The sequence below is a fragment of the Pseudoxanthomonas sp. F11 genome (genome assembly GCF_037046485.1).
Lineage (GTDB): Bacteria > Pseudomonadota > Gammaproteobacteria > Xanthomonadales > Xanthomonadaceae > Pseudoxanthomonas_A.
In genome coordinates, this window is sequence record NZ_JBANLZ010000002.1 from 81,348 (window position 1) to 100,781 (window position 19,434).

A 19,434-nucleotide genomic window follows, 5' to 3' on the forward strand; every position below is an offset into this window, starting at 1 on the left:
CCTTAGCGTTAACACCTGAACTAAGCCGGCCCGCGAAGCGGGTGCGGCATGAATGAACTGTTAGGCGGCGCTAGCGAACCTTGTTGAGTTGCGTGTTGCCATGCGCGACCGAGCCATCTTTATGAAGTACGTCACAGGTATATCCCGGATAGCTTTGGTGGAACCGGTTCTTCCAGCCGATGACCGTCATTGTTCCCGGCGCCTTTTTCTTGTAGCCGTAGCCAGGAAGACCTTGTGTGTCTAGATTTGCGACATTGCCATGACCATCGAAGATCTGGATGGCGAATCCCTCGAAGGCTTCGATCTGGCTCTTACGTGTGGAAAGCTTGGTCATGCTGTTCTCCCATGTGGTGGACTGCGAAATACTTCCCTTGTGCCGCCCAACGCCTGAATTAAGCCGACCCGCGAAGCGGGTTCGGCTTGAATGAATTGTTAGGCTTTACTTGGACTGCTTCTTGCCGTTTTTGACGGCGTAGTCCCCAAAATCTTTCAAAGACACTCCGTACCAGTCCTTTCCATTCTTGGGGGACCACAGGATGGTGCTTGGCTTTACGCGGACGTGCCCGACGATCTTTCCGTCGGCGTCCACGATGGTGTGCTCCTCGAACTTCTTGGGTGCGAACGAGTTGACACGCTTTGCTGCAGTTTTCTTTGTTGCCACGAGGTCCCCCTTTGGGTTGGTGTAAAGCCTAGCGCCGAGTATTCAGCCGTTGGCGGAGGTGCGTCAATGCCGTTTCCTTTGTAAATCAATGAACTGAGTCGGCGTCTCCTGCGTGGTGAGAGTTCGGGAGCCGATCTATCAGAGTAAAGCGACCTGTTATTGGTTTATCACCCCATGTGGGGGTGATATCAGGCTTCAGTCGAGGGCGGGGAGTTGGAGGGGGACGTGGTGGGCGGCGAGGAAGGCGCGTAGCGAGGCCGGCTTCACGGGCTTGGTGAGCAGGCGGTAGCCGCGTTCGCGGGCTTCGCGCTTCAGTTCGTCGCGACCGTCGGCGGTGAGCAGCGCGCCGGCGATGGGGCCGGGGCTGGCGGCGCGCAGCGCGTCCAGCGTGGCCAAGCCATCCAGTCGGTCGTGCAGGTGGTAGTCCACCAGCATCACGGAGGGCCCCTCGGCGATCTTCCGCAAGGCCTCGTCCACGGTGGTGGCGGTGATCACGTCCACCTGCCAGCGGCCGAGCAGCGCCTGCATGCCGTCGATGATTTCGCGGTCGTTGTCCACGCACAGCACGCGCAGGCCGGCCAGGGAATCGCTGGCCAGGGTGCCGCGTCGCGTCGACGCGCGTCGTTCGCCCAGCGGGCTTCCGCGCGGCACCACGATGGAGAACATGCTGCCGTGATCCACCCGACTGCGGGCATCCAGCTCGTGCTGAAGCAGGCGGGAGATGCGCTGGCAGATCGACAGCCCCAGCCCCAGTCCACGCTCGCCCCAGTCGAAGGGCTGCTGGTAGCGGTGGAACTCGTCGTAGATCTGCCGCATGTGGTTTTCGGGGATGCCGGGTCCGGTGTCCCAGACCTGCAGCGCGATATGCTCGCCGCGGACCCGCATGCCGATCACGATGCGGCCCTCCCGCGTGTAGCGCAGCGCGTTGGCCAGGAAGTTCTGCAGTACCCGGCGCAGCAGGCGGCGGTCGCTGCGCACCGGCACGGCGCGTGCGTGCACGCGAAGCTGCAGGCCGCGGCCGGCGGCGACGGGCGCGTACTGCGCGGCCAGTTCGCGCAGCAGTTCGCCCACGTCGAAGTCGCTGATCTGCGCATGCAGGCCGCCGGCATCCAGGCGCGACACGTCCAGCAGGCCGTCGAGCAGTTCCTCGGCCGCCCGCAGCGACGCATCGACGCGTTCGCTCAGGTGCTTGCGTTCCTGCGCCTGCGCATCGTCGCCCTGTTCACTGTCCCGCAGTGCGCTGACGAACAGGCGCGCCGCATTCAGCGGCTGCAGCACGTCATGGCTGATCGCGGCGAGAAAGCGCGTGCGCGACTGCTGCGCGTGTTCGGCCGCCTCGCTGCGTTCGGCCACGCGCTGTTCCAGCGTCTCGTTGGTTTCCAGCAGCAGCGCTTCGGCGCGCTTGAAGTCGGTGATGTCGTTGTAGCTGGTCACGTAGCCGCCGCCGGGCAGCGGCTGGCCGCGCATCTCGATCACCTGTCCGTCCGCGCGCACGCGTTCGAAGATGTGCGGGGAGCCCGCGCGCATGTAGCGGATGCGCTTGTCGATCTGCGCATCCACGTCGCCTTCGCCCAGTTCGCCGCGCTCGGCGTTGTAGCGGATCAGGTCCGCAACCGGGCGTCCCACGTACAGCATGCCGTCCGGATATCCGAACATCTGCTGGTAACGCCGGTTCCAGGCCACCAGCCGCATGTCCGGGTCCACCACGCTGACGCCGGCGCTGATGTTCTCCAGCGTGGTGGACAGGATCTCGCGGTTGAAGCGCAGTTCCTGCCCCGCCTGGTCCAGCACGGCCACCACTTCGCCCAGTTCCATGCCCGAGCCGCGCAGCACGCTGGTCAGCACGATGCGGGCGGAGGCGGCGCCGATGGCGGCGGCCAGCAGGCGCTCGGTGAACTGCACCCAGGCGCGGTCGGCGGGCGCGTTGGGCTGCAGCTCGCGTTCCAGCAATTGCGCCTGCTCGGCGAAGGCGCGGCGCGCATGCCGTTCGCCGACCACGCGTTCGGCCAGGGTGCGCAGGTCGCCCACGCGCACGCTGCCGGGCCATTCGCCGGCCACCAGCGCGGGGCGCTGCGCATACGGGTCGAGAAAGGGCGCGGCGCGCAGCCGCTCGTCCACGCCGGGGCGCGAGCGTGCGGAGACGATCATCATCGTGCCGGTGTTGACCAGCAGCGACCAGAACGTGCCGTGGGTCAGCGTGTCCCAGCCGCTCAGGCCGAACAGCTGTTGCGGGCGCAGCCAGTGGATGCCGAAGGGGCCGTCGTGCAGCCACGCCATGCCGAACCAGCCGGCCTGCGTCATCGTCGGCAGCAGCAGGGTGTAGATCCACGTCGCGAAGCCCAGCACCATGCCGGCCTCCACGCCGCGCCGGCTGGCGCCGCGCCAGTACAGGCCGCCGATCAGGCCCGGCGCGAACTGCGCCACCGCCGCGAACGCGATCAACCCGTACGAGGCCAGCGTGCTGTCGTTGCTGCTGCTGCGGTAGTAGGAATAGGCGGTCAGGGCCAGCAACAGGATCGCTACGCGGCGGATCCACAGCACGCGCGAGGCGACGTCAGCCTCGGCGTGGTGCTCGGCCCAGCCGCGTCGCAGCAGCACCGGCATGATCAGGTCGTTGCTGACCATCGTCGCCAGCGCGATGCTGGCCACGATCACCATGCCGGTCGCCGCCGAAAAGCCGCCCACGTAGGCGACGATCGCCAGTGCGGTGCGCCCTTCGGCCAACGGCAGCGCCAGCACGTAGCTGTCGTCCGCTACGCTGGTGCCGCCGAACAGCGACGCGCCCGCCGCCGCGATGGGCACCACCATCAGCGAGAACAGCACCAGGTAGCCACCGAACAGCCAGCGCGCCTTGCGGATGTCGCCCACGTCGCTGCACTCCACGACCGCCACATGGAACTGGCGCGGCAGGCATACCAGGGCCAGGAAGCCCAGCAACGTCTGCGCGATGAAGCCCACCGGTGGCGCATTCTCGAACAGCGTGCGCGCGGAGTTGGTGACGCGGAAGGCATTGTCGCCCAGCCACAGGTAGGCGAACACGCCCACCGCGATCATCGCCACCAGCTTGACCACCGATTCCAGCGAGATCGCCAGCATCATGCCGTGGTGGTGCTCGGTGGCGTCCACCTGGCGGGTGCCGAACAGTGCGGCGAACAGCGCCATCAGCAGCGCAACGTACAGCGCCGGGTCGCTGAAGAAGCCGTGCGCACTGTCGCCGCCGTCGCCGCTGAGCACGCTCAGGCTCATCGCCACCGCCTTGTACTGCAGCGCCAGGTAGGGCACCACGCCGATCAGGGCGATCACCGTGACCAGGGCGGCCAGCCGGCGCGAGCGGCCGTAGCGCGAGGAGATGAAGTCGGCGATGGAAACGGTGTTCTCGCTGCGCGCGATCAGCGCCAGCCGTTCGATGATGCGCCAGCCGAACAGCAGCAACAGCAGCGGCCCCAGGTAGATCGGCAGGTAGCCCAGACCGTTGCGTACCGCGCTGCCGACCGCGCCATAGAACGTCCACGATGAGCAGTACACCGCCAGCGCCAGGCTGTAGACCACCGGGCGCAGCCACGGGCGGTCGGGGTACATCGGGCGGCGGTCGCCCCACCACGCCACGCCGAACAGCAGCGCCGCATAGCCGATGGACACCAACAGCAGGATCCAGCTGGAAACCAACGCCCTCTCCCGGCGCTCAACCCGTCGCCGAGTGTACTGTGCGGGCGGTCCGGCGGCGTGCGGTCAGGCGGCGGGCGGGGCCAGCAGGCCGCGCACGGCGGTGTCGGCCTGGCTGCGCAGTTCCGGGATGGCGATGCTCTCCCACACACAGCCGATGCGCAGGCTGCCCAGGATGAACACGCGGGGCTGCGACCGTCCCTGCGCATCGACCATGCGGCCGTCGCGCGCCGCCTTCAGGCCGATCCCATGCGGCCCAGCCTGCGCATGGCCCTTGCCCAGCAGGTCGTGCAGCAGCGGATTGCGCATGGTCTGCGCACGCATTTCCACGCCGGTGGCGTTGACCACGTAATCGACATCGAACTCGTCGATGCGCCCGTCGCGTGCATGCGTGCTGACGCGCAGGCGAGACCCCTCGGCCATCACCGTGTCCAGGCGGCCGCGATGCAGGCGCAGCTGGCCGCGTTCGACGAGCGACTGCAGGCGGGCGTGGACCTCGGGCGCGATGCGATGGCGGTGCACATCCCACTGGCGCACCACGTGGCGCAGGAACCGCCGCTGCTCGGGCAGCGGCAGCGACTGCCACAGTGCCTGCACGTGGGGGCGGATGCGCTCCATCACCGACTGCCACGGCAGGCCGTCGGCCATGGCCTCTTTCGCCGCGGTACGCAGGAAGCGCATGCGGGCGCGCAGGTCCATCGCCTGCAGCGGGACGGGATCGAAGGTGGCGGCCGGGCCATGGCAATGCGGCAGCGGCAGCAGCGCGTGCCGTGACAGTACATGGATCGTACCCACATGGCGGTTTTCGGCCAGGCTGAGCACCGTATCGACCATGCTCAGGCCCGAGCCGACGATGCACAGCTCGGCATCCCGCGGGATCGCCTTGACGGCGTCGAAGTCCCACGCCGCCAGCGAGCGTCCTTCCGGCAGCTGCGGCGCGCCGCGCGCGGGCAGCGGCTTGGGCGTGTTGCCTACCGCGAGCACCACGCCGGCGGCCTGCAGGTCGCCATGCCGGGCAAGGCGCAGCGTCGCGCCGTCGGACCGCGGCTCGAGTTCGGCGACGCGGTCGTGGACGACCTGCAGGTGCGCCGGACTCGCGGCGATGGCCTCGGCCAGGCGTGTGCGCAGGTACTCGCCATAGCGACGGCGTTCGATGAAGGTGTGCGCCAGCGACGCGCGCTCCGGACCGCCCGGCGGCGTGGTGGCGACCACGTAGTCCAGGAAGTCCTCGGGACGGTCGTCGAACGCGCTCATGCGGGCCGCCGGCACGTTGAGCAGGTGTTCGCCATGCGTCGTCGCATAGGCCACGCCCTGCGCCAGCACGCTGCGTGGCTCGATCATCACGATGCGCAGCGGCGCCGTGGCCTGGCGCAACGCCTGCAGCGCCACCAGCACGCCCCCGGCGCCGCCGCCGATGATCGCCAAGTCGCAGGGCGGCAGCGGGGCGGTCGGGGTGTCTTGGCTCATGCGCGCATTGTAGCGAATGCGCTGGATCGACCCGGGGCCGGGCTACATCAGCGAATCGGCGAGCCGTGCGATGCCCTCGCGGCTGCGTTGCCACCCGGGCCGTCGCTGCCAGGCGTCGGCCTGCACGACATCCGCATGCGCCAGATAGTCGGCTTCGATCGCGCGGATGCGCGCCACCACGCCGGCGTCGTAGCAGACCAGTCCGATCTCGGCATTCAGCGCGAACGAGCGGATGTCCAGGTTGATCGAGCCGACCAGAGCGATGCCGTCGTCCACCGTCAGGTGCTTGGCATGCAGGAAGTGCGGCCGGTACAGCGCGATCTTCACCCCGCAGGCCAGTAGCTCGGCGTAGTACGACTGCTGCGCCCACGCGGTGAGCGTCTGGTTGTTGGTGGCCGACAGCACCAGCTGCACGTCCACGCCCGACAGCGCCGCGATGCGCAGTGCGCTGAGCGTGGCGTCGTCGGGCACGAAGTAGGGCGTGGTCAGCACCACCTTGTGGCGCGCCAGATGGATCAGCGCGTTGACGGTGTCGCGCGCGTTCTCGAAGGGGTAGGCGGGTCCGCTGGGCAGCAGCTGCGTGGCCACGTCCTGCGGCTGCACGGACAGGTCGGGACGCACGTCCAGCCGTTCCCCGGTCTCGATGTACCAGTCGCTGGCGAACACGCCTTCCAGGTGCGAGACCACCGGCCCCTGTACGCGCGCGACGAGCTCGCGATTCGGATGGCCCGCCACGAACGTGGCTTCCGCCAGGTTCTGCGACCCCACGTAGCCAATGCGGTTGTCGATCACCGCGACCTTGCGGTGGTTGCGCAGGTCCATCCGGCCACTGCGCCGCCAGCGCAGGCCGCCCGGCAGCATGTCGTGCACCTCCACGCCGGCTGCGCGCAGGCGGGCGCGGTATGCGCGCAGCCCGCGCTTGGCGCCCACGGCATCCAGCAGCACGCGGCAGGTGACGCCGCGCGCGGCGGCCGCGCACAGCGCGGACGTGACGGCGTCGCCCACCGGGTCGTCGAACATCAGGTAGTACAGCAGGTGCACCTGCCGGGTGGCCGCGCCGATGTCGTCCAGCAGCGCACGCAGCGACGTGTCGTAGTCATCCAGCAGCGTCACCGCATTGCCATGCGTGGGCATGAAGGCGCCCTGGCGTTCGATCAGCGGCGCCATCTCGGCCGCGGCGCCGTCGCGCGGCGTCCAGCGCAGGGCGCTGAGCGGGCGCTGTTCCTCGCGGATCACATCGGAAGCGCGCGCCTGCCGCGCGACACGCTCACGCGAAAGCCAGGGATGCCCCAGCAACAGGTACAGCGGCAAGCCGAGCAGCGGCACGAAGCCCACCAGCAGCAGCCAGCTGCGCGCCGCGGCCGGGGTGGTGCGGCTGGGGATCCACCACAGCGCCGCCAGCCGGATCAGCCAGTCGACGATCAGCAGCGCGGTGCCGAGGGACCAGTCCATGCGGTGCGGGTGTCCGGGGAGGGGTGCCCTGATTCTGCGCAGGCGGGCGGGCAAATGAAAACCCGCCACCGAATCCTCCTCCCTGCTTGCGGGGAGAAGGTGCCCGAAGAGCCTGCCCCGCACTCGATACGGGGGCGGAGGAGGGGCAGCTTCTGAGTTAACCAGTTCCGGAAAACAGGAAACCCCGCCGGAGCGGGGTTTCCTGGGAGGCGCTGGATCCCGGCTTGACCAGCCTTTCGGCTGTTGAAAGCCGCCGGGATGACGCAACGGCACAGGCATTCGCGCGTACGCGAATGCGCCGTTGCGTCACTTGATCTTGCCTTCCTTGTAGATCACGTGCTTGCGCACGACCGGGTCGTACTTCTTGATTTCCATCTTGCCCGGGGTGTTCTTCTTGTTCTTGTCCGTCGTGTAGAAGTGGCCGGTGTTGGCCGAGGAGATCAGACGGATCTTGTCGCGCTTGGATGCCATGTTCGATTACTCCTCAGATCTTCTCGCCGCGCGCACGCAGCTCGGCCAGAACGGAGTCGATGCCGTTCTTGTCGATGGTGCGCAGCGCGTGCGCGGACACTTTCAGCTTGACCCAGCGGTTCTCGCTGGCGACCCAGAAGCGGCGCTCGTGCAGGTTGGGCAGGAAACGACGACGGGTCTTGTTGTTGGCGTGGCTGACGTTGTTACCCGTCATCACACGCTTGCCGGTCACTTGGCATACGCGGGACATACGCACCTCGATAAGTAATTGTGTCGCCCATAGCCTGGGGGACGGCGGCCCGATGGACGGCCTGCAGGGCAGGTCGGACACCACGCGATACGGCAGGAAAACCGCTGCTGACCCAAGCCGGAATCGCGCTTCCGGCCGCAGATCCGGCCAGGCCGGACACAGCGAGCCGCGCATTATGCCGGCGTTTCCCTTGTGCCGCAAGCACTTAGGGCGGGTGGCACGGTGGGCCGAAGCCCGCCTGCCCAGCGTAGGTCGGGCCTCGGCCCGACATGCCGGCGTCTCGGGGGCTGGAAGGCCGGACGGGCGCGGCGGGCCGGGGCCCACCCTATGGGATCACGGCGCGGCCGCGGCCGCCTTGGCCGGGCCGGCCTTGCTGGCGGCGATGAAGGCGCGGATCTGGCTTTCCAGCACCGGCAGCGTCACCGAGCCCTGCTTCAGCACGGCGTCGTGGAAAGCCTTGATGTCGAACGTCGGACCCAGTTCGCGCTCGGCCTCGGCCCGCAGGCGGACGATGGCGATCTCGCCCAGCTTGTAGCTCAGCGCCTGCCCCGGCCAGGAGATGTAGCGGTCCACTTCGGTGGTCACCTCGTGCTCGGACAGTGCGGTGTGGTCGCGCAGGTAGGCCAGGGCCTGGTCGCGGCTCCAGCCCTTGTGGTGCACGCCGGTGTCGATGACCAGGCGCGCGGCGCGCCACATCTCGTAGGTCAGGCGGCCGAAATCCTCGTAGGGCGTCTCGTAGATGCCCATCTCCTTGCCCAGCTTCTCGGTGTACAGCGCCCAGCCTTCGCCATAGGCGGAGATGTAGTTGTCGCGGCGGAAGGCCGGCTGTTCGCCCTGTTCCTGCGCCAGCGCGGCCTGCAGCGAGTGGCCGGGCGAGGATTCGTGCAGCGTCAGCGCCGGCAGGTTGTACAGCGGGCGCGAGGGCAGGTCGTAGGTGTTCAGCCAGTACGTGCCCAGTCCGCCGCGGCCGGCCGTCCAGAACGGCGCGATATCGGCTGGCACCTCGACGATGGTGAAGCGCCCGCGCGGCAGCGTACCGATGAACTTGCCGACCTCGCCGTCCACGCGCTTGGAAATCCACGCCGCGCGGTCGAGCAGTTGCTGCGGCGTCTTGGCGTAGAACTGCGGATCGGTGCGAAGGAAGGTCAGGAACTCGGCGAACGTTCCCTTGAAGCCGGTCTGCTTGATCACCTCCTGCATCTCGGCCCGGATGCGCGCGACTTCTTCCAGGCCGATCTGGTGGATCTGCTCGGCGCTGAGGTCCAGCGTGGTGTATTCGCGGATCTGCTGGGCGTAGAAGTCCTTGCCGCCCGGCATCGCTTCGGCCGCGAGCGTGGTGCGGGCCTTCGGCACGTATTCGGTGCGGAAGAACGTCAGCAGCGTGCCGAACGCGGGTACGACGTGCTCCCTGATCGCCGCGCGCGCCTCCTTCCGCAGCGCTTCCTGCTCCGCCGCGGGAATGCTGGCGGGCATCTTCCTGTAAGGCGCATAGAAGGCGGACTGCTCCGGATCCTTCAGCTCCGCCACCGCGGCGATCGACACGTCGCGGCCGTCCAGCACCGCGCGCGGCACGCTGAAGCCGCGCGCCAGGCCGGCACGCATGTTGGCGATGTGCTGGTCGAAGTGGCGCGGTACGTCGCGCAGGCGGGCGGCATAGGCGCGGTAGTCGTCGGCCGTCTTCATCTGCCGGCGCGCCATGAACGACAGGTTCGACCAGAACGAGGAATCGGAATTGAACGGCATCTCGTACGCGCGCAGGCGCACTTCCGCCGCCAGGTTCTCCACCTGCGGGCGGTAGATGGCCAGGTTGATGCGGTTTTCAGCCGAAAGCTGGGCCGGGTCGATCGTGCCCAGGTCCCTCAGCACCTGCTCCCAGACCTTCAGGCGCGCCTGCTGCGCCGGGGCGCCCACGTCGGGCAGGCGGGTGTTGTCGCCGCTGGTGTCGGTGTCCTCGTCGGCCTGGCCGGTCTGCTCCTGCCGCCAGGTCCATTCCTTCTCGTAGATCGCCTGGAAGCGCTTGTCGGCGTCGGACGGCGCGGCGGCGAGCGCGTGCAGCGGGGCGCAGGCCAACAGGAGGGCGGCGATGCGGAGGTTCAAGGCAGGCATCCGGTGGAAGCGGAAACCGGATGGTAATGCAGGGATGCGGCCCGCGCTTTCTGTAGGAGCGACGTCAGTCGCGACCGTGGGGCCTGGCGTCCGGGATGGCCTGATCGATCGCGGCGATGCAGGAGGACATGCCGCGCTCTTGCCGCAAGGTCCGTTCGGGCATGCGGGAACGGAAGACGTGCGGTCGCGACTGACGTCGCTCCTACAGGGATCCGGCCTCAGCCCTTCGGGCGCAGCCGCTCCAGCACCCCATCCAGCGTGTCCAGGTCGGTGTACTGGATGATCAGCTTGCCTTTGCCGCCACGGCCGTGGGCGATGGTCACGCGCGTGCCCAGGCTTTCGGACAGCTCGGTTTCCAGCGAGGCGATGTCCGGCTGCGGCGCGGCCTTGGCGGGCTTGGCCTTCTTGCCGTTGACCGGCACCTTGCCGGCGGCGAACTGCTGCGCGCGGTGTTCGACCTCGCGCACCGACCAGCCCTGCTCGGCGGCGTCGGAGGCCAGCTTGCTGGCCAGGTCCGGCGACAGCGTCAGCAAGGCGCGGGCGTGGCCCATTTCCAGGCGGCGCGCTTCCAGCAGCGCGCGGATCGCCGGCGGCAGTTCCAGCAGGCGCAGCAGGTTGGAGACGGCGGCACGCGAACGGCCCACTGCTTCGGCCGCTTCGGCGTGGGTCAGCGAGAATTCGTTGATCAGGCGCTGCAGCGACTGCGCCTCTTCCAGCGGGTTGAGGTCCTCGCGCTGGATGTTCTCGATCAGCGCCATCGCGATGACGGTGCGGTCGTCCAGGTCGCGCACGACCACCGGCACTTCGGCCAGGCCGGCTTCCTGCGAGGCGCGCCAGCGACGCTCGCCGGCGACGATCTCGAACTTGCCGGGCGACAGCTCGCGCACGACGATCGGCTGGATCACGCCCTGCGCCTTGATCGATTCCGCCAACTCGGTGAGCTTGGAGGCATCCATCTGCATGCGCGGCTGGTACTTGCCCGGCTGCAGCTGCTGCACGGGCAGGGTGCGCAGCGCCTCGCCCGGCTGGGCTTCCGGCGGCGGCGTCTCGGCGGCCTTCGGGCCGAGCAGGGCTTCCAGTCCGCGACCCAGGCCGCGCTTCTTCGGGGCGCTCATCACGCGTGCTCCATGTGCTGCTGTTGCTTCTTGCGGTCGGCGGCGCGGCGCAGGATCTCGCCGGCCAGGCCCAGGTAGGCCACGCCGCCGCGCGAGGCGCGGTCGTAGCCGACGATGCTCTGGCCATGGCTGGGCGCTTCGGCCACGCGCACGTTGCGCGGCACGATGGTGCGGAACACCTTGTCGCCGAAATGCGTGGTCAGTTCGCCGGACACGGCGTTGGCCAGGTTGTTGCGGATGTCGAACATGGTGCGCAGCACGCCTTCGATCTCCAGGCCGGGATTCAGGCGCGCGCGCAGCGCCTCGATGGTTTCCATCAGCGCGGACAGGCCTTCCAGGGCGTAGTACTCGCACTGCATCGGCACCAGCACCGAATCGGCGGCGGTCAGCGCATTGAGCGTCAGCAGCGACAGCGCCGGCGGGCAGTCGATGATGATGAAGTCGTAGTCGCCGCGCAGGCTTTCCAGCGCGGTCTTCAGGCGCTGCTCGCGGCCGTCGGATTCCATCAGCTGGATCTCCGCCGCGGTCAGGTCGATGTTGCCCGGCATCAGGTCGAAGCCCTCGGCGGTGGTCACCACCGCGGCCCTGGCCTCCACTTCGCCCAGCAGCACGTCGCAGGTCGAGGCCTCGACCTCGCGCTTGTCCACGCCGCTGCCCATCGTCGCGTTGCCCTGCGCATCCAGGTCGACCAGCAGCACCCGCTGCGGCGCCCGCGCCAGCGCAGCCGCCAGGTTCACCGCGGTGGTGGTCTTGCCGACTCCGCCTTTCTGGTTGGCAATGGCAATGATGCGGGCCATGCGAGGGCGCCTTATCGGTTACGGGGTGGATGGGGGATTATGCGGGCTCTGGAGCGGGCGTGCGAAATCGTCCCGACGGACAACAGGGGCATATCCGGTCATCCGCGCACGCGCATGGGCGGCGGAGTGCTGTCGCGGTCAGTCATATCAAGGAGTTACACCGCGCGCCCGACGGGGTGCGCGGTTCAGTCGCGGCGGACGACGACCATGTGGCGCTCGCCGACCAGGCCGGGCACGGTCAGCGGTTGGATGGTGGCTACCGACCAGCCGGCGGGCAGGGCGGCGATCTCCTCATCAGGTCGCACGCCCTTCATCGCCAGCAGCGTGCCGCCGGGTTTCAGCAGGTGGCCGCCGACCTCGATGATCCCGGCCAGCACGTCCAGCGCGCGCGCGGTCAGCGCGTCGTAGGCCTGCGGTTCGTCCAGCGCCTCGGCACGCGACTCGGCCACGCGGGCGTTGTCCAGCGTGAGCGTGCGCACCGCTTCGCGCAGGAAGCGCGCTTTCTTGCCGTTGCTCTCGACCAGGGTGACGCGCAGGCTAGGCTTGGCGATGGCCAGCGGAATGCCGGGCAGGCCCGGACCGGTACCGAGGTCGGCCAGGGCGCCGCCGCGCGCGGCGAGGTCGTCGACGAACGGATGCATCGCCAGCGAGTCCAGCAGGTGGCGGGTGACCATCTCGCGCGGGTCGCGGATCGCGGTGAGGTTGTAGGTCTTGTTCCAGCGGTCGAGCAGGGCCAGGTAGGCCAGCAGGCGCGGCGCCAGCGCGTCGGCGTCCAGGCCGAGCGCAAGCAGTCCGCGATGCAGGGTCTCGCGCAGGTCGGCGGGAAATGCGGTGTCGTTCATCGCCGCATTATCGCAGGCCTTCGCGCCGCCCCCGCGGGTGCCAGGCCAGCGCGGCGCGATAGCCCGGTCGTGGCGCCCATTCGTGCAGTCGCCAGTCGTCGGGGCGTCCCAGGCCGGGATCGCACGTGGCCAGGCGCGGGGTTCCGTCGTCCAGGACGACGTGGAAACGATGCAGGCCGAACGAGATGCCCTGGCCGTGGGCCTTCAGCACCGCTTCCTTGATGCACCACAGGCGGACGAAGGCGAGCAGGCGTGCACAGTCGTCGTCGAAGCCGCGCAGCCAGGCGTTCTCCTCGGGATGGTAGAAGCGCTCCGCCAGATCCATCGCACGTGGACGCGGACGCAGGCGCTCGATATCGACGCCCAGCTCGATGTCTTCGCCCAGCGCCAGCAGCAGTGCCTCGCCACTGTGGCTCCAGCCCGTTTCCAGATGGTGCAGCGGTGCGATGAAGTGCGGCCGCCCCTGCGCGTCGCGGGTGATGGGCAGCGTTTCAGGTGCCAGGCCCAGCGTATGCGCCAGTGATTCGCGTGCCTGCGGTTCGCCCCGCTGCCGCGGGGCATGCGGCAGCAACCACATCGCAATGCCGTCATGACGCCAGTCTGCGGGGGCGTCGCGCCAGTTCACGTGCGCAGGCGTCCGGCGTGGTGCGGCACGGCGTGCAAGGCGGCGGCGATGGCGTTATGTAGCACGGGCAAGGACGCTTCCCCCACGTGAGTTAACGGCGGTTTCACGCCGTGCGTTGAAGATTCAAGCGCGCCCCGCGGCATGGGGTTCTGTCCATTCAAGGGAGGAAGCAGCGAAATGAATTTTCTCATCTATCTGATCGTGGGTGGTATCGCCGGTTGGCTGGCCAGCCTGGTGATGAAGCGTGATGGGTCGCAGGGCATCATCCTGAATGTGGTGGTCGGCATCATCGGCGGCTTCCTCGGTGGCTGGCTGCTGCCGACACTGGGCCTGGGTCTGGGCGGCGGATGGGTCGGCTTCCTGATCACCGCCTTCATCGGCGCGGTGGTCCTGCTGCTGATCGTCAACCTGTTCACCCGCGGGCGCGCGAGGTAACGGTTCCGCTGCGGCCGCGTGCGCGTTCGAGACGCACCCAAGGCCCGTGGCAATGCAAAGGCCCGGCGAAAGCCGGGCCTTTGCTCGTTCGGCGCCAGCGCAGCAGGCGTGGTTCAACCACCCAGTCGTACCCATGCGGGCGCATGGTCGCTGGGGCGCTCCCAGGTGCGCGGTTCGCGGTCGATGCCCGACGCCACCGCATGCCCGCGCAATGCGTCCGACACCAGCGTCAGGTCGATGCGCAGGCCCAGGTTGCGGCGCAGGCCGCCCATCCGGTAATCCCACCAGCTGTAGACGCCGGCTTCGTCGCTGTGCAGGCGGAACGCGTCGTGCAGGCCCAGCGCGCACAGCCGCTGCAGCGCCGCGCGCTCGGCGGTGGAGGTGAGGATATGGTCGTCGTTCCACACCTTGGGATCGAACACGTCGCGGTCGTCCGGCGCGATGTTGAAGTCGCCCATCACCACCAGCTTCGGATGCGCCTGCAGTTCGGCGGCCAGCCAGTCGTGCACCGCCTCCAGCCAGCGCAACTTGTAGGCGTACTTGTCGGTGCCCACGTCCTGGCCGTTGACCACGTACAGGTTGACGATGCGCACCTCGCCCACGGTCGCGGCGATCACCCGCTTCTGCTCGTCCTCGAAGCCGGGAATGCCCACCTGCACGTCGCCGATGGGCCCGCGCGCCAGCAGCGCCACGCCGTTGTAGGTCTTCTGCCCGGCGAACACGCTGCGGTAGCCCAGCTCCGCCAGCGCGGTGTCGGGGAAGCGGTGGTCCTCCAGCTTGGTTTCCTGCAGGCCCACGATGTCCGGCGCGAACGCGCCCAGCCACTGGGTGAGGTGCGGCAGGCGCACGTTGAGCGAATTGACGTTCCAGCTGGCGATCTTCATGGCGCCGATTCTAAGCGAGGACACCCGCTCACGCGCCCGGGGTGTCGTCGGCCACGGCCATGCCGTGGGCGGCGCCTTCGCCGTCGCGCATCAGCCGCGCCGCCATCCAGGCGGCCAGCAGCATCATCGCCATGCCGAACACGGCGATGGCGCGCATGGCATCGGTGAACGCGGTGCGCGCGGTATCGACGACGCGCGCGCCGGTCGCGCCGCCGAGCTCGCCGGCCACGGTCACCGCGCCGCCCAGCGTCGACAGCGCGCGCGTCGCGTCGGCATCGCCCAGCGTCGCCGGTAGCGCGGGATCCAGCCACAAGCGGTAGGCCAGCATGCCCAGGCTGCCCAGCACCGCGATGCCGAGCGCGCCGCTCAGTTCGGCGCTGGTTTCCGCCAACGCGGACGCCGCGCCCGCGCGCTCCGGTGGTGCGGTGGTGATGATCAGCTCGTTGCCCACCGTGAACACCGGCGCCATGCCCAGGCTCATCGCCAGCATGCCGGCGATCAGAATCCACAACCCGTACGGCGGCACCACCAGCGCCGTGATGCCGAAGCCGACCGCCGCGAGCAGCAGGCCGCGCACCATCACCCGGCGCGCGCCCCAGTGCCGCGCCAAGCGCGGTGCCAGCAGCGATCCGACGGTGAAGCACAGCGACCACGGCACGGTCGCGATGCCGGCCTGCAGCGGCGTCAGGCCCAGCACCAGCTGCAGGTACTGGGTCATGAAGATGTACACGCCCATCATCGACAGGCCCGCCAGCGCGTAGGCGACGATGGCGGCGGAGAACGCCGGCCGCCGGAACAGGGTCACGTCCAGGAACGGATACGCCAAGTGCTTCTGCCGGCGCACGAACAGCACGCCCAGCGCGAGGCCGACCAGCAGCACCGCGACGCCGCGCGCATCGGTGCCGTACTCCGCGATGCGTTTCAGCCCGTAGACCACCGCCAGCACCGAGAACAGCGACTGCACCATGCTGAGCGGATCGAGCGCGCCGGCGTCCGGATCGCGGTACTCCGGCAGCAGCTTCGGCCCCAGCACCAGCAGCAGCACCATCACCGGCACCGCCGCGAGGAAGGCCGCGCCCCACCACCACCATTGCAGCAGCAGGCCGCCGACGAGCGGGCCGATCGCGCCGCCGACCGAGAACGCCGCGATCCACACGCCGATCGCGAACTGGCGCTCGTGCTCGTCATGGAACATGTTGCGGATCAGCGACATCGTCGACGGTGCCAGCGTAGCGCCGGCCACGCCCAGCAACGCGCGCATCGCGATCAGCATTTCCGCGCTCCGCGCGAAGGCGGCGATCACCGAGGCGGCCGCGAATGCCGCCGCGCCGATCAGCAGCAGCTTGCGCCGGCCGATCCGGTCGCCCAGCGTACCCATGGTGATCAGGAAGCCGGCTACCAGAAAGCCGTAGACGTCGACGATCCACAGCAGCTGACTGGCGCTGGGGTCCAGTTCGGCGCTGATCGCCGGCAGCGCCAGGTTCAGCACGGTCAGGTCCATCGCATAGACCATGCAGGGCAGGGCGATGATGGCCAGCCCGATCCATTCGCGGCGGGTGGCTTTGGCGGGCGGGTTCACGTTCGACATGGTGGTCCGTCAGGAGGCTGCTTCCCGTCCGACGAACGGGAAGAGCGATTCTCGACGAGGTTGCGGACGGATGTTGTCCTTGGATCGCGGGATGGCGGTACGGGTCCGCCCTCATGCCCTCCCGCAGAGAGGGGGTGTGAGGGTCGTGCGGACCCGCCTTCAGGGATGCCGCCGCGCCTTATCGAATGATGAAGTCGATGAACCGCGCGACCTTCGAGTACGGCGGCTTCAGCAGGTCGCTGCCCGCGCGCCGCGGCTGCCACAGCACCGGCAGCGCCTTGCTCATCGCGTCGAAGCCGGCCCGTCCGTGGTAGGCGCCCATGCCGCTGGGCCCGATGCCGCCGAATGGCAGGGCATTGATGCCGAAGTGCAGCACCGTGTCGTTGACGGTGATGCCGCCGGCCAGCGTGCTGTGCAGGATCCTCTCCACCCGCTTGCGGTCGTGGCTGAAGGGATACAGCGCCAGCGGACGGTCGTGTGCATTGATGTAGGCGATGGCCTCGTCCAGCGATGCGACGGTGCGGATCGGCAGGATGGGGCCGAAGATCTCGTCCTGCATCACCTTCGCTTCGTCGCCCGGCTCCAGCACCAGCGCCGGTGCGAACAGGCGCTGCGCACGGTCGTGGTGGGCGGCGAGCGGGACCACCTCGTGTCCGCGCTGGCGGGCGTCGTCCAGGTAGCCTTCCAGCCGCGCGAACTGGCCGTCGTTGATGATGCGGGTGTAGTCGCCGGCATCGGACAGGTCGCCGTAGCGCGCGGCCACCTGCTCGCGAAGGGCCTGCACCAGCGCGTCGCGCCGGCTGCGGCCCACCAGCAGCACATAGTCGGGGGCGATGCAGGTCTGTCCGCCGTTGAACCACTTGCCCGTGGCCAGCCGCGCGGCGGCCTGTTCCACCGGATAGTCGTCGCAGACGATGGCCGGCGACTTGCCGCCCAGCTCCAGGGTCAGCGGTGTCAGGTTCGGCGCGGCCGCGGCCATCACCTTGCGGCCCACCGCGGTCGAGCCGGTGAACACCAGATGGTCGAAGGACAACGCGGCGAAGGCGCCCGCCACCTCGGCGCCACCGGCGGCCACGGCGACCCGTTCCAGCGGAAACACTTCGGCCAACAGCGAGCGCAGGAACGCAGTCGTACGCGGCGTGTGCTCCGAGGGCTTCAGGTAGACGTGGTTGCCGGCGGCGATGGCGGTGGCCAGCGGGATCAGCGCCAGGTTGACCGGATAGTTCCATGGCGAGATCACGCCGACCACGCCGACCGGCGCCTGCCGCACTTCCGCGCGCGCCGGCCAGAAGCGCCAGCCCACGCCCACGCGGCGCGGCTTCATCCAGCGGCGCAGGTGCGAGGCCAGGTGGTCGATCTCGTTGAGCACCGTCATGCCGTCGGCGATCAGCGACTCGTGCCGCGAGCGGTGGCCGAAGTCGGCCGCGACCGTGTCGGCCATCTCCGGCAGTCGCCGCTTCAATGCATCGCGCAGGCGGTGCAGGTCGTCGCGGCGCTGGTCGTAGTCCGGCTTGCGTGCCTGCCAGGCCTGGCGCAGCCGGTCCAGGGTGGGCGCGAGATCGGACACGGGCGTGTCGCGCAGCGGACCACCGGCTGCGGAGGCGGGGGAAGCGGCGTCGGTCGGCGCTGTCGTGGAGGCGGCCGAGATCGCCGCGCTGGCGGCGGTGATGGCGGCGTTCGCGGCGGTCGTGGTGGCGTGCGGGAAGGTCGTCATGGCCCGAGTGTATGCCTTCCCTTGCGAGCGGGCGCACTACAATCCGGGCATGACCGACACTCTGACCGCCCTGCGCCCCTATCTTGGCCGCTTTCCCGTCCTGGGCCCGCGGGTCTACGTGGACCCGGCGGCCACCGTGATCGGCGATGTCGAGCTGGCCGAGGACGTCTCGATCTGGCCGGGCACCATCCTGCGCGGCGACGTCAACGTCATCCGCGTGGGTGCGCGCACCAACGTGCAGGACGGCACCATCGTCCACGTCAGCCATCACAGCCCGTACAACAAGGCCGGCTATCCCACGCTGATCGGCGCGGACGTCACCATCGGCCACGGCACCATCATCCATGCCTGCACCATCGAGGACCTGTGCCTGATCGGCATGGGCGCCTGCATCCTCGACGGCGCGACGGTGAAGAAGTACGGTTTCCTCGGCGCGGGTGCGGTGCTGGGCCCGGGCAAGGTCGTCGGCGAGGCCGAGCTGTGGCTGGGCAATCCCGCCCGCTTCGCGCGCGCCCTGACCGAGAAGGAAATCGAGAGCCTGCATTATTCGGCCGGCCACTACGTCAAGCTGAAGGACCGTTACCTGCAGCCAACATCGCCCGCGGCATGATGGGCGTGGCGCGCTCCGCGCCGCCTGGGAGACCCGCATGGCCTGGAAACCGGACGGCTACACCTCGGTGGCCCCGTACCTGGTGGTCGACGGCGCGCAGCGCACGATCGATTTCCTCACCCTCGTATTCGATGCCAAGCCGCTGCGCATCCATCCGATGGGCGAGCGGCTGGGCCATGCCGAAGTCCGCATCGACGACACGGTGCTGATGCTGGCCGACGGCATGGACGGCTGGCCGCCCGTCGCCAGCCATGTGCACCTGTACGTGCCGGATGTCGACGCCACGTGGTCGCGCGCGCTGGCGGCCGGCGCCACGCCGGTGCAGGCGCCGCAGGAAAAGGGCGACGGCGACCGCCGCGGCGGTTTCCGCGATGCCGGCGGCACCACGTGGTGGATCTCCACGCAGGTGGAATGACGGAATCGCGAGGTCAGGGTGCGGTCGCGCGTTCAAGCGCGGCCAGCAGCGCCATCGCGTCCTGCCGGCTGGCCCCGCACATGTCGGGGCCGGGCTTCAGCGTGGCGCAGAACGCCGGTCGTTCCGGCCGTCCGAACAACCGGCAGCGCAGCGCCTCATCCAGTTGCACGCACGGCACGCCTGCCGGCTTGCCGTGCGGCATGCCGGGGATGGGCGAGGTGATCGAGGGGGCGGTGCAGCAGGCCCCGCAGCCGGTGCGGCAGTGAAAGACGGTGTCCACGATGACGCGCAGTCTAGTGCGGCTGGGCAAGTCTGGCGCGGCCGGCTAAAGTCGCCGGG

At 69.0% G+C, this 19,434-nt stretch carries 19 protein-coding genes; 3 read left to right on the forward strand and 16 right to left on the reverse strand.

Annotation, left to right across the window (positions count from 1 at the left end):
* Window positions 1–70: 70 nt before the first annotated feature.
* The 12 genes from V8246_RS06115 to V8246_RS06170 all read right to left on the reverse strand — a co-directional run bounded on the left by V8246_RS06115 (window position 71) and on the right by V8246_RS06170 (window position 13,449).
* Window positions 71–334, reverse strand: coding sequence for a hypothetical protein (locus V8246_RS06115; RefSeq protein WP_336188407.1), 264 nt, complete (start codon window positions 332–334; stop codon window positions 71–73).
* Between the two features lie 105 nt (window positions 335–439).
* The gene (locus tag V8246_RS06120) at window positions 440–661 is read right to left on the reverse strand and encodes a hypothetical protein (protein ID WP_336188408.1); all 222 of its coding nucleotides are present in this window, start codon (window positions 659–661) and stop codon (window positions 440–442) included.
* Window positions 662–856: 195 nt separating this feature from the next.
* Window positions 857–4,327 carry a PAS domain-containing hybrid sensor histidine kinase/response regulator gene (locus V8246_RS06125; protein WP_336188409.1) on the reverse strand — a complete coding sequence of 1,157 codons (3,471 nt, stop codon included), beginning with the start codon at window positions 4,325–4,327 and terminating at the stop codon, window positions 857–859.
* A 63-nt stretch (window positions 4,328–4,390) separates the two neighbouring features.
* Window positions 4,391–5,791 (reverse strand): FAD/NAD(P)-binding protein, encoded by a 1,401-nt coding sequence (locus V8246_RS06130; RefSeq protein ID WP_336188410.1) that lies wholly within the window; start codon window positions 5,789–5,791, stop codon window positions 4,391–4,393.
* Between the two features lie 42 nt (window positions 5,792–5,833).
* On the reverse strand, window positions 5,834–7,243 hold the full coding sequence (gene cls, locus V8246_RS06135; protein ID WP_336188411.1) for a cardiolipin synthase: 1,410 nt from the start codon (window positions 7,241–7,243) through the stop codon (window positions 5,834–5,836).
* A gap of 306 nt (window positions 7,244–7,549) precedes the next feature.
* Window positions 7,550–7,714, reverse strand: a complete 165-nt coding sequence (gene rpmG, locus V8246_RS06140; protein ID WP_027070918.1) for a 50S ribosomal protein L33 — start codon at window positions 7,712–7,714, stop codon at window positions 7,550–7,552.
* A 13-nt stretch (window positions 7,715–7,727) separates the two neighbouring features.
* On the reverse strand, window positions 7,728–7,964 hold the full coding sequence (gene rpmB, locus V8246_RS06145) for a 50S ribosomal protein L28 (protein ID WP_055939185.1): 237 nt from the start codon (window positions 7,962–7,964) through the stop codon (window positions 7,728–7,730).
* 333 nt (window positions 7,965–8,297) lie between these two features.
* Window positions 8,298–10,070, reverse strand: coding sequence for a DUF885 family protein (locus tag V8246_RS06150; RefSeq protein WP_336188412.1), 1,773 nt, complete (start codon window positions 10,068–10,070; stop codon window positions 8,298–8,300).
* Between the two features lie 218 nt (window positions 10,071–10,288).
* Complete coding sequence (locus V8246_RS06155; RefSeq protein WP_336188413.1) at window positions 10,289–11,185, reverse strand: ParB/RepB/Spo0J family partition protein; 897 nt, start codon at window positions 11,183–11,185, stop codon at window positions 10,289–10,291.
* On the reverse strand, window positions 11,185–11,982 hold the full coding sequence (locus V8246_RS06160) for an AAA family ATPase (RefSeq protein WP_185894500.1): 798 nt from the start codon (window positions 11,980–11,982) through the stop codon (window positions 11,185–11,187). The genes V8246_RS06155 and V8246_RS06160 overlap by 1 nt, the downstream gene beginning before the upstream one ends.
* A gap of 185 nt (window positions 11,983–12,167) precedes the next feature.
* Window positions 12,168–12,824: a 16S rRNA (guanine(527)-N(7))-methyltransferase RsmG gene (rsmG, locus tag V8246_RS06165; protein WP_336188414.1), complete on the reverse strand. Its 657-nt coding sequence runs from the start codon at window positions 12,822–12,824 to the stop codon at window positions 12,168–12,170.
* A 7-nt stretch (window positions 12,825–12,831) separates the two neighbouring features.
* Window positions 12,832–13,449 carry a 4'-phosphopantetheinyl transferase superfamily protein gene (locus V8246_RS06170; RefSeq protein ID WP_336188415.1) on the reverse strand — a complete coding sequence of 206 codons (618 nt, stop codon included), beginning with the start codon at window positions 13,447–13,449 and terminating at the stop codon, window positions 12,832–12,834.
* A 177-nt stretch (window positions 13,450–13,626) separates the two neighbouring features.
* Between V8246_RS06170 and V8246_RS06175 the strand changes: the two genes are divergently transcribed.
* Window positions 13,627–13,884, forward strand: coding sequence for a GlsB/YeaQ/YmgE family stress response membrane protein (locus V8246_RS06175; protein WP_185894497.1), 258 nt, complete (start codon window positions 13,627–13,629; stop codon window positions 13,882–13,884).
* 113 nt (window positions 13,885–13,997) lie between these two features.
* Here the strand turns inward: V8246_RS06175 and xth are convergent, their stop codons facing one another.
* The 3 genes from xth to V8246_RS06190 all read right to left on the reverse strand — a co-directional run bounded on the left by xth (window position 13,998) and on the right by V8246_RS06190 (window position 18,070).
* Window positions 13,998–14,768 carry an exodeoxyribonuclease III gene (gene xth, locus V8246_RS06180; RefSeq protein ID WP_336188416.1) on the reverse strand — a complete coding sequence of 257 codons (771 nt, stop codon included), beginning with the start codon at window positions 14,766–14,768 and terminating at the stop codon, window positions 13,998–14,000.
* A gap of 28 nt (window positions 14,769–14,796) precedes the next feature.
* Window positions 14,797–16,347 carry an MFS transporter gene (locus V8246_RS06185; protein WP_336188417.1) on the reverse strand — a complete coding sequence of 517 codons (1,551 nt, stop codon included), beginning with the start codon at window positions 16,345–16,347 and terminating at the stop codon, window positions 14,797–14,799.
* Window positions 16,348–16,534: 187 nt separating this feature from the next.
* Window positions 16,535–18,070, reverse strand: a complete 1,536-nt coding sequence (locus V8246_RS06190) for a coniferyl aldehyde dehydrogenase (RefSeq protein ID WP_336188418.1) — start codon at window positions 18,068–18,070, stop codon at window positions 16,535–16,537.
* 61 nt (window positions 18,071–18,131) lie between these two features.
* Between V8246_RS06190 and V8246_RS06195 the strand changes: the two genes are divergently transcribed.
* Together V8246_RS06195 and V8246_RS06200 are read left to right on the forward strand one after the other, a co-directional pair.
* Complete coding sequence (locus V8246_RS06195; protein ID WP_162110941.1) at window positions 18,132–18,680, forward strand: gamma carbonic anhydrase family protein; 549 nt, start codon at window positions 18,132–18,134, stop codon at window positions 18,678–18,680.
* A 37-nt stretch (window positions 18,681–18,717) separates the two neighbouring features.
* Entirely contained in the window at window positions 18,718–19,095 is a 378-nt protein-coding gene (locus V8246_RS06200; protein ID WP_336188419.1) for a VOC family protein, read from the forward strand.
* 13 nt (window positions 19,096–19,108) lie between these two features.
* Here V8246_RS06200 and V8246_RS06205 read toward each other — a convergent pair whose 3' ends face one another.
* Window positions 19,109–19,375: a YkgJ family cysteine cluster protein gene (locus tag V8246_RS06205; protein ID WP_187573726.1), complete on the reverse strand. Its 267-nt coding sequence runs from the start codon at window positions 19,373–19,375 to the stop codon at window positions 19,109–19,111.
* Window positions 19,376–19,434: the final 59 nt, after the last annotated feature.

Coding starts and splice junctions, on each gene's coding strand:
- V8246_RS06115 (WP_336188407.1), bottom strand. CDS start 334: ATGACCAAGCTTTCCACACGTAAGAGCCAGATCGAAGCCTTCGAGGGA.
- V8246_RS06130 (WP_336188410.1), bottom strand. CDS start 5,791: ATGAGCCAAGACACCCCGACCGCCCCGCTGCCGCCCTGCGACTTGGCG.
- cls (WP_336188411.1), bottom strand. CDS start 7,243: ATGGACTGGTCCCTCGGCACCGCGCTGCTGATCGTCGACTGGCTGATC.
- rpmG (WP_027070918.1), bottom strand. CDS start 7,714: ATGGCATCCAAGCGCGACAAGATCCGTCTGATCTCCTCGGCCAACACC.
- rpmB (WP_055939185.1), bottom strand. CDS start 7,964: ATGTCCCGCGTATGCCAAGTGACCGGCAAGCGTGTGATGACGGGTAAC.
- V8246_RS06150 (WP_336188412.1), bottom strand. CDS start 10,070: ATGCCTGCCTTGAACCTCCGCATCGCCGCCCTCCTGTTGGCCTGCGCC.
- V8246_RS06155 (WP_336188413.1), bottom strand. CDS start 11,185: ATGAGCGCCCCGAAGAAGCGCGGCCTGGGTCGCGGACTGGAAGCCCTG.
- V8246_RS06160 (WP_185894500.1), bottom strand. CDS start 11,982: ATGGCCCGCATCATTGCCATTGCCAACCAGAAAGGCGGAGTCGGCAAG.
- rsmG (WP_336188414.1), bottom strand. CDS start 12,824: ATGAACGACACCGCATTTCCCGCCGACCTGCGCGAGACCCTGCATCGC.
- V8246_RS06175 (WP_185894497.1), top strand. CDS start 13,627: ATGAATTTTCTCATCTATCTGATCGTGGGTGGTATCGCCGGTTGGCTG.
- xth (WP_336188416.1), bottom strand. CDS start 14,768: ATGAAGATCGCCAGCTGGAACGTCAATTCGCTCAACGTGCGCCTGCCG.
- V8246_RS06190 (WP_336188418.1), bottom strand. CDS start 18,070: ATGACGACCTTCCCGCACGCCACCACGACCGCCGCGAACGCCGCCATC.
- V8246_RS06200 (WP_336188419.1), top strand. CDS start 18,718: ATGGCCTGGAAACCGGACGGCTACACCTCGGTGGCCCCGTACCTGGTG.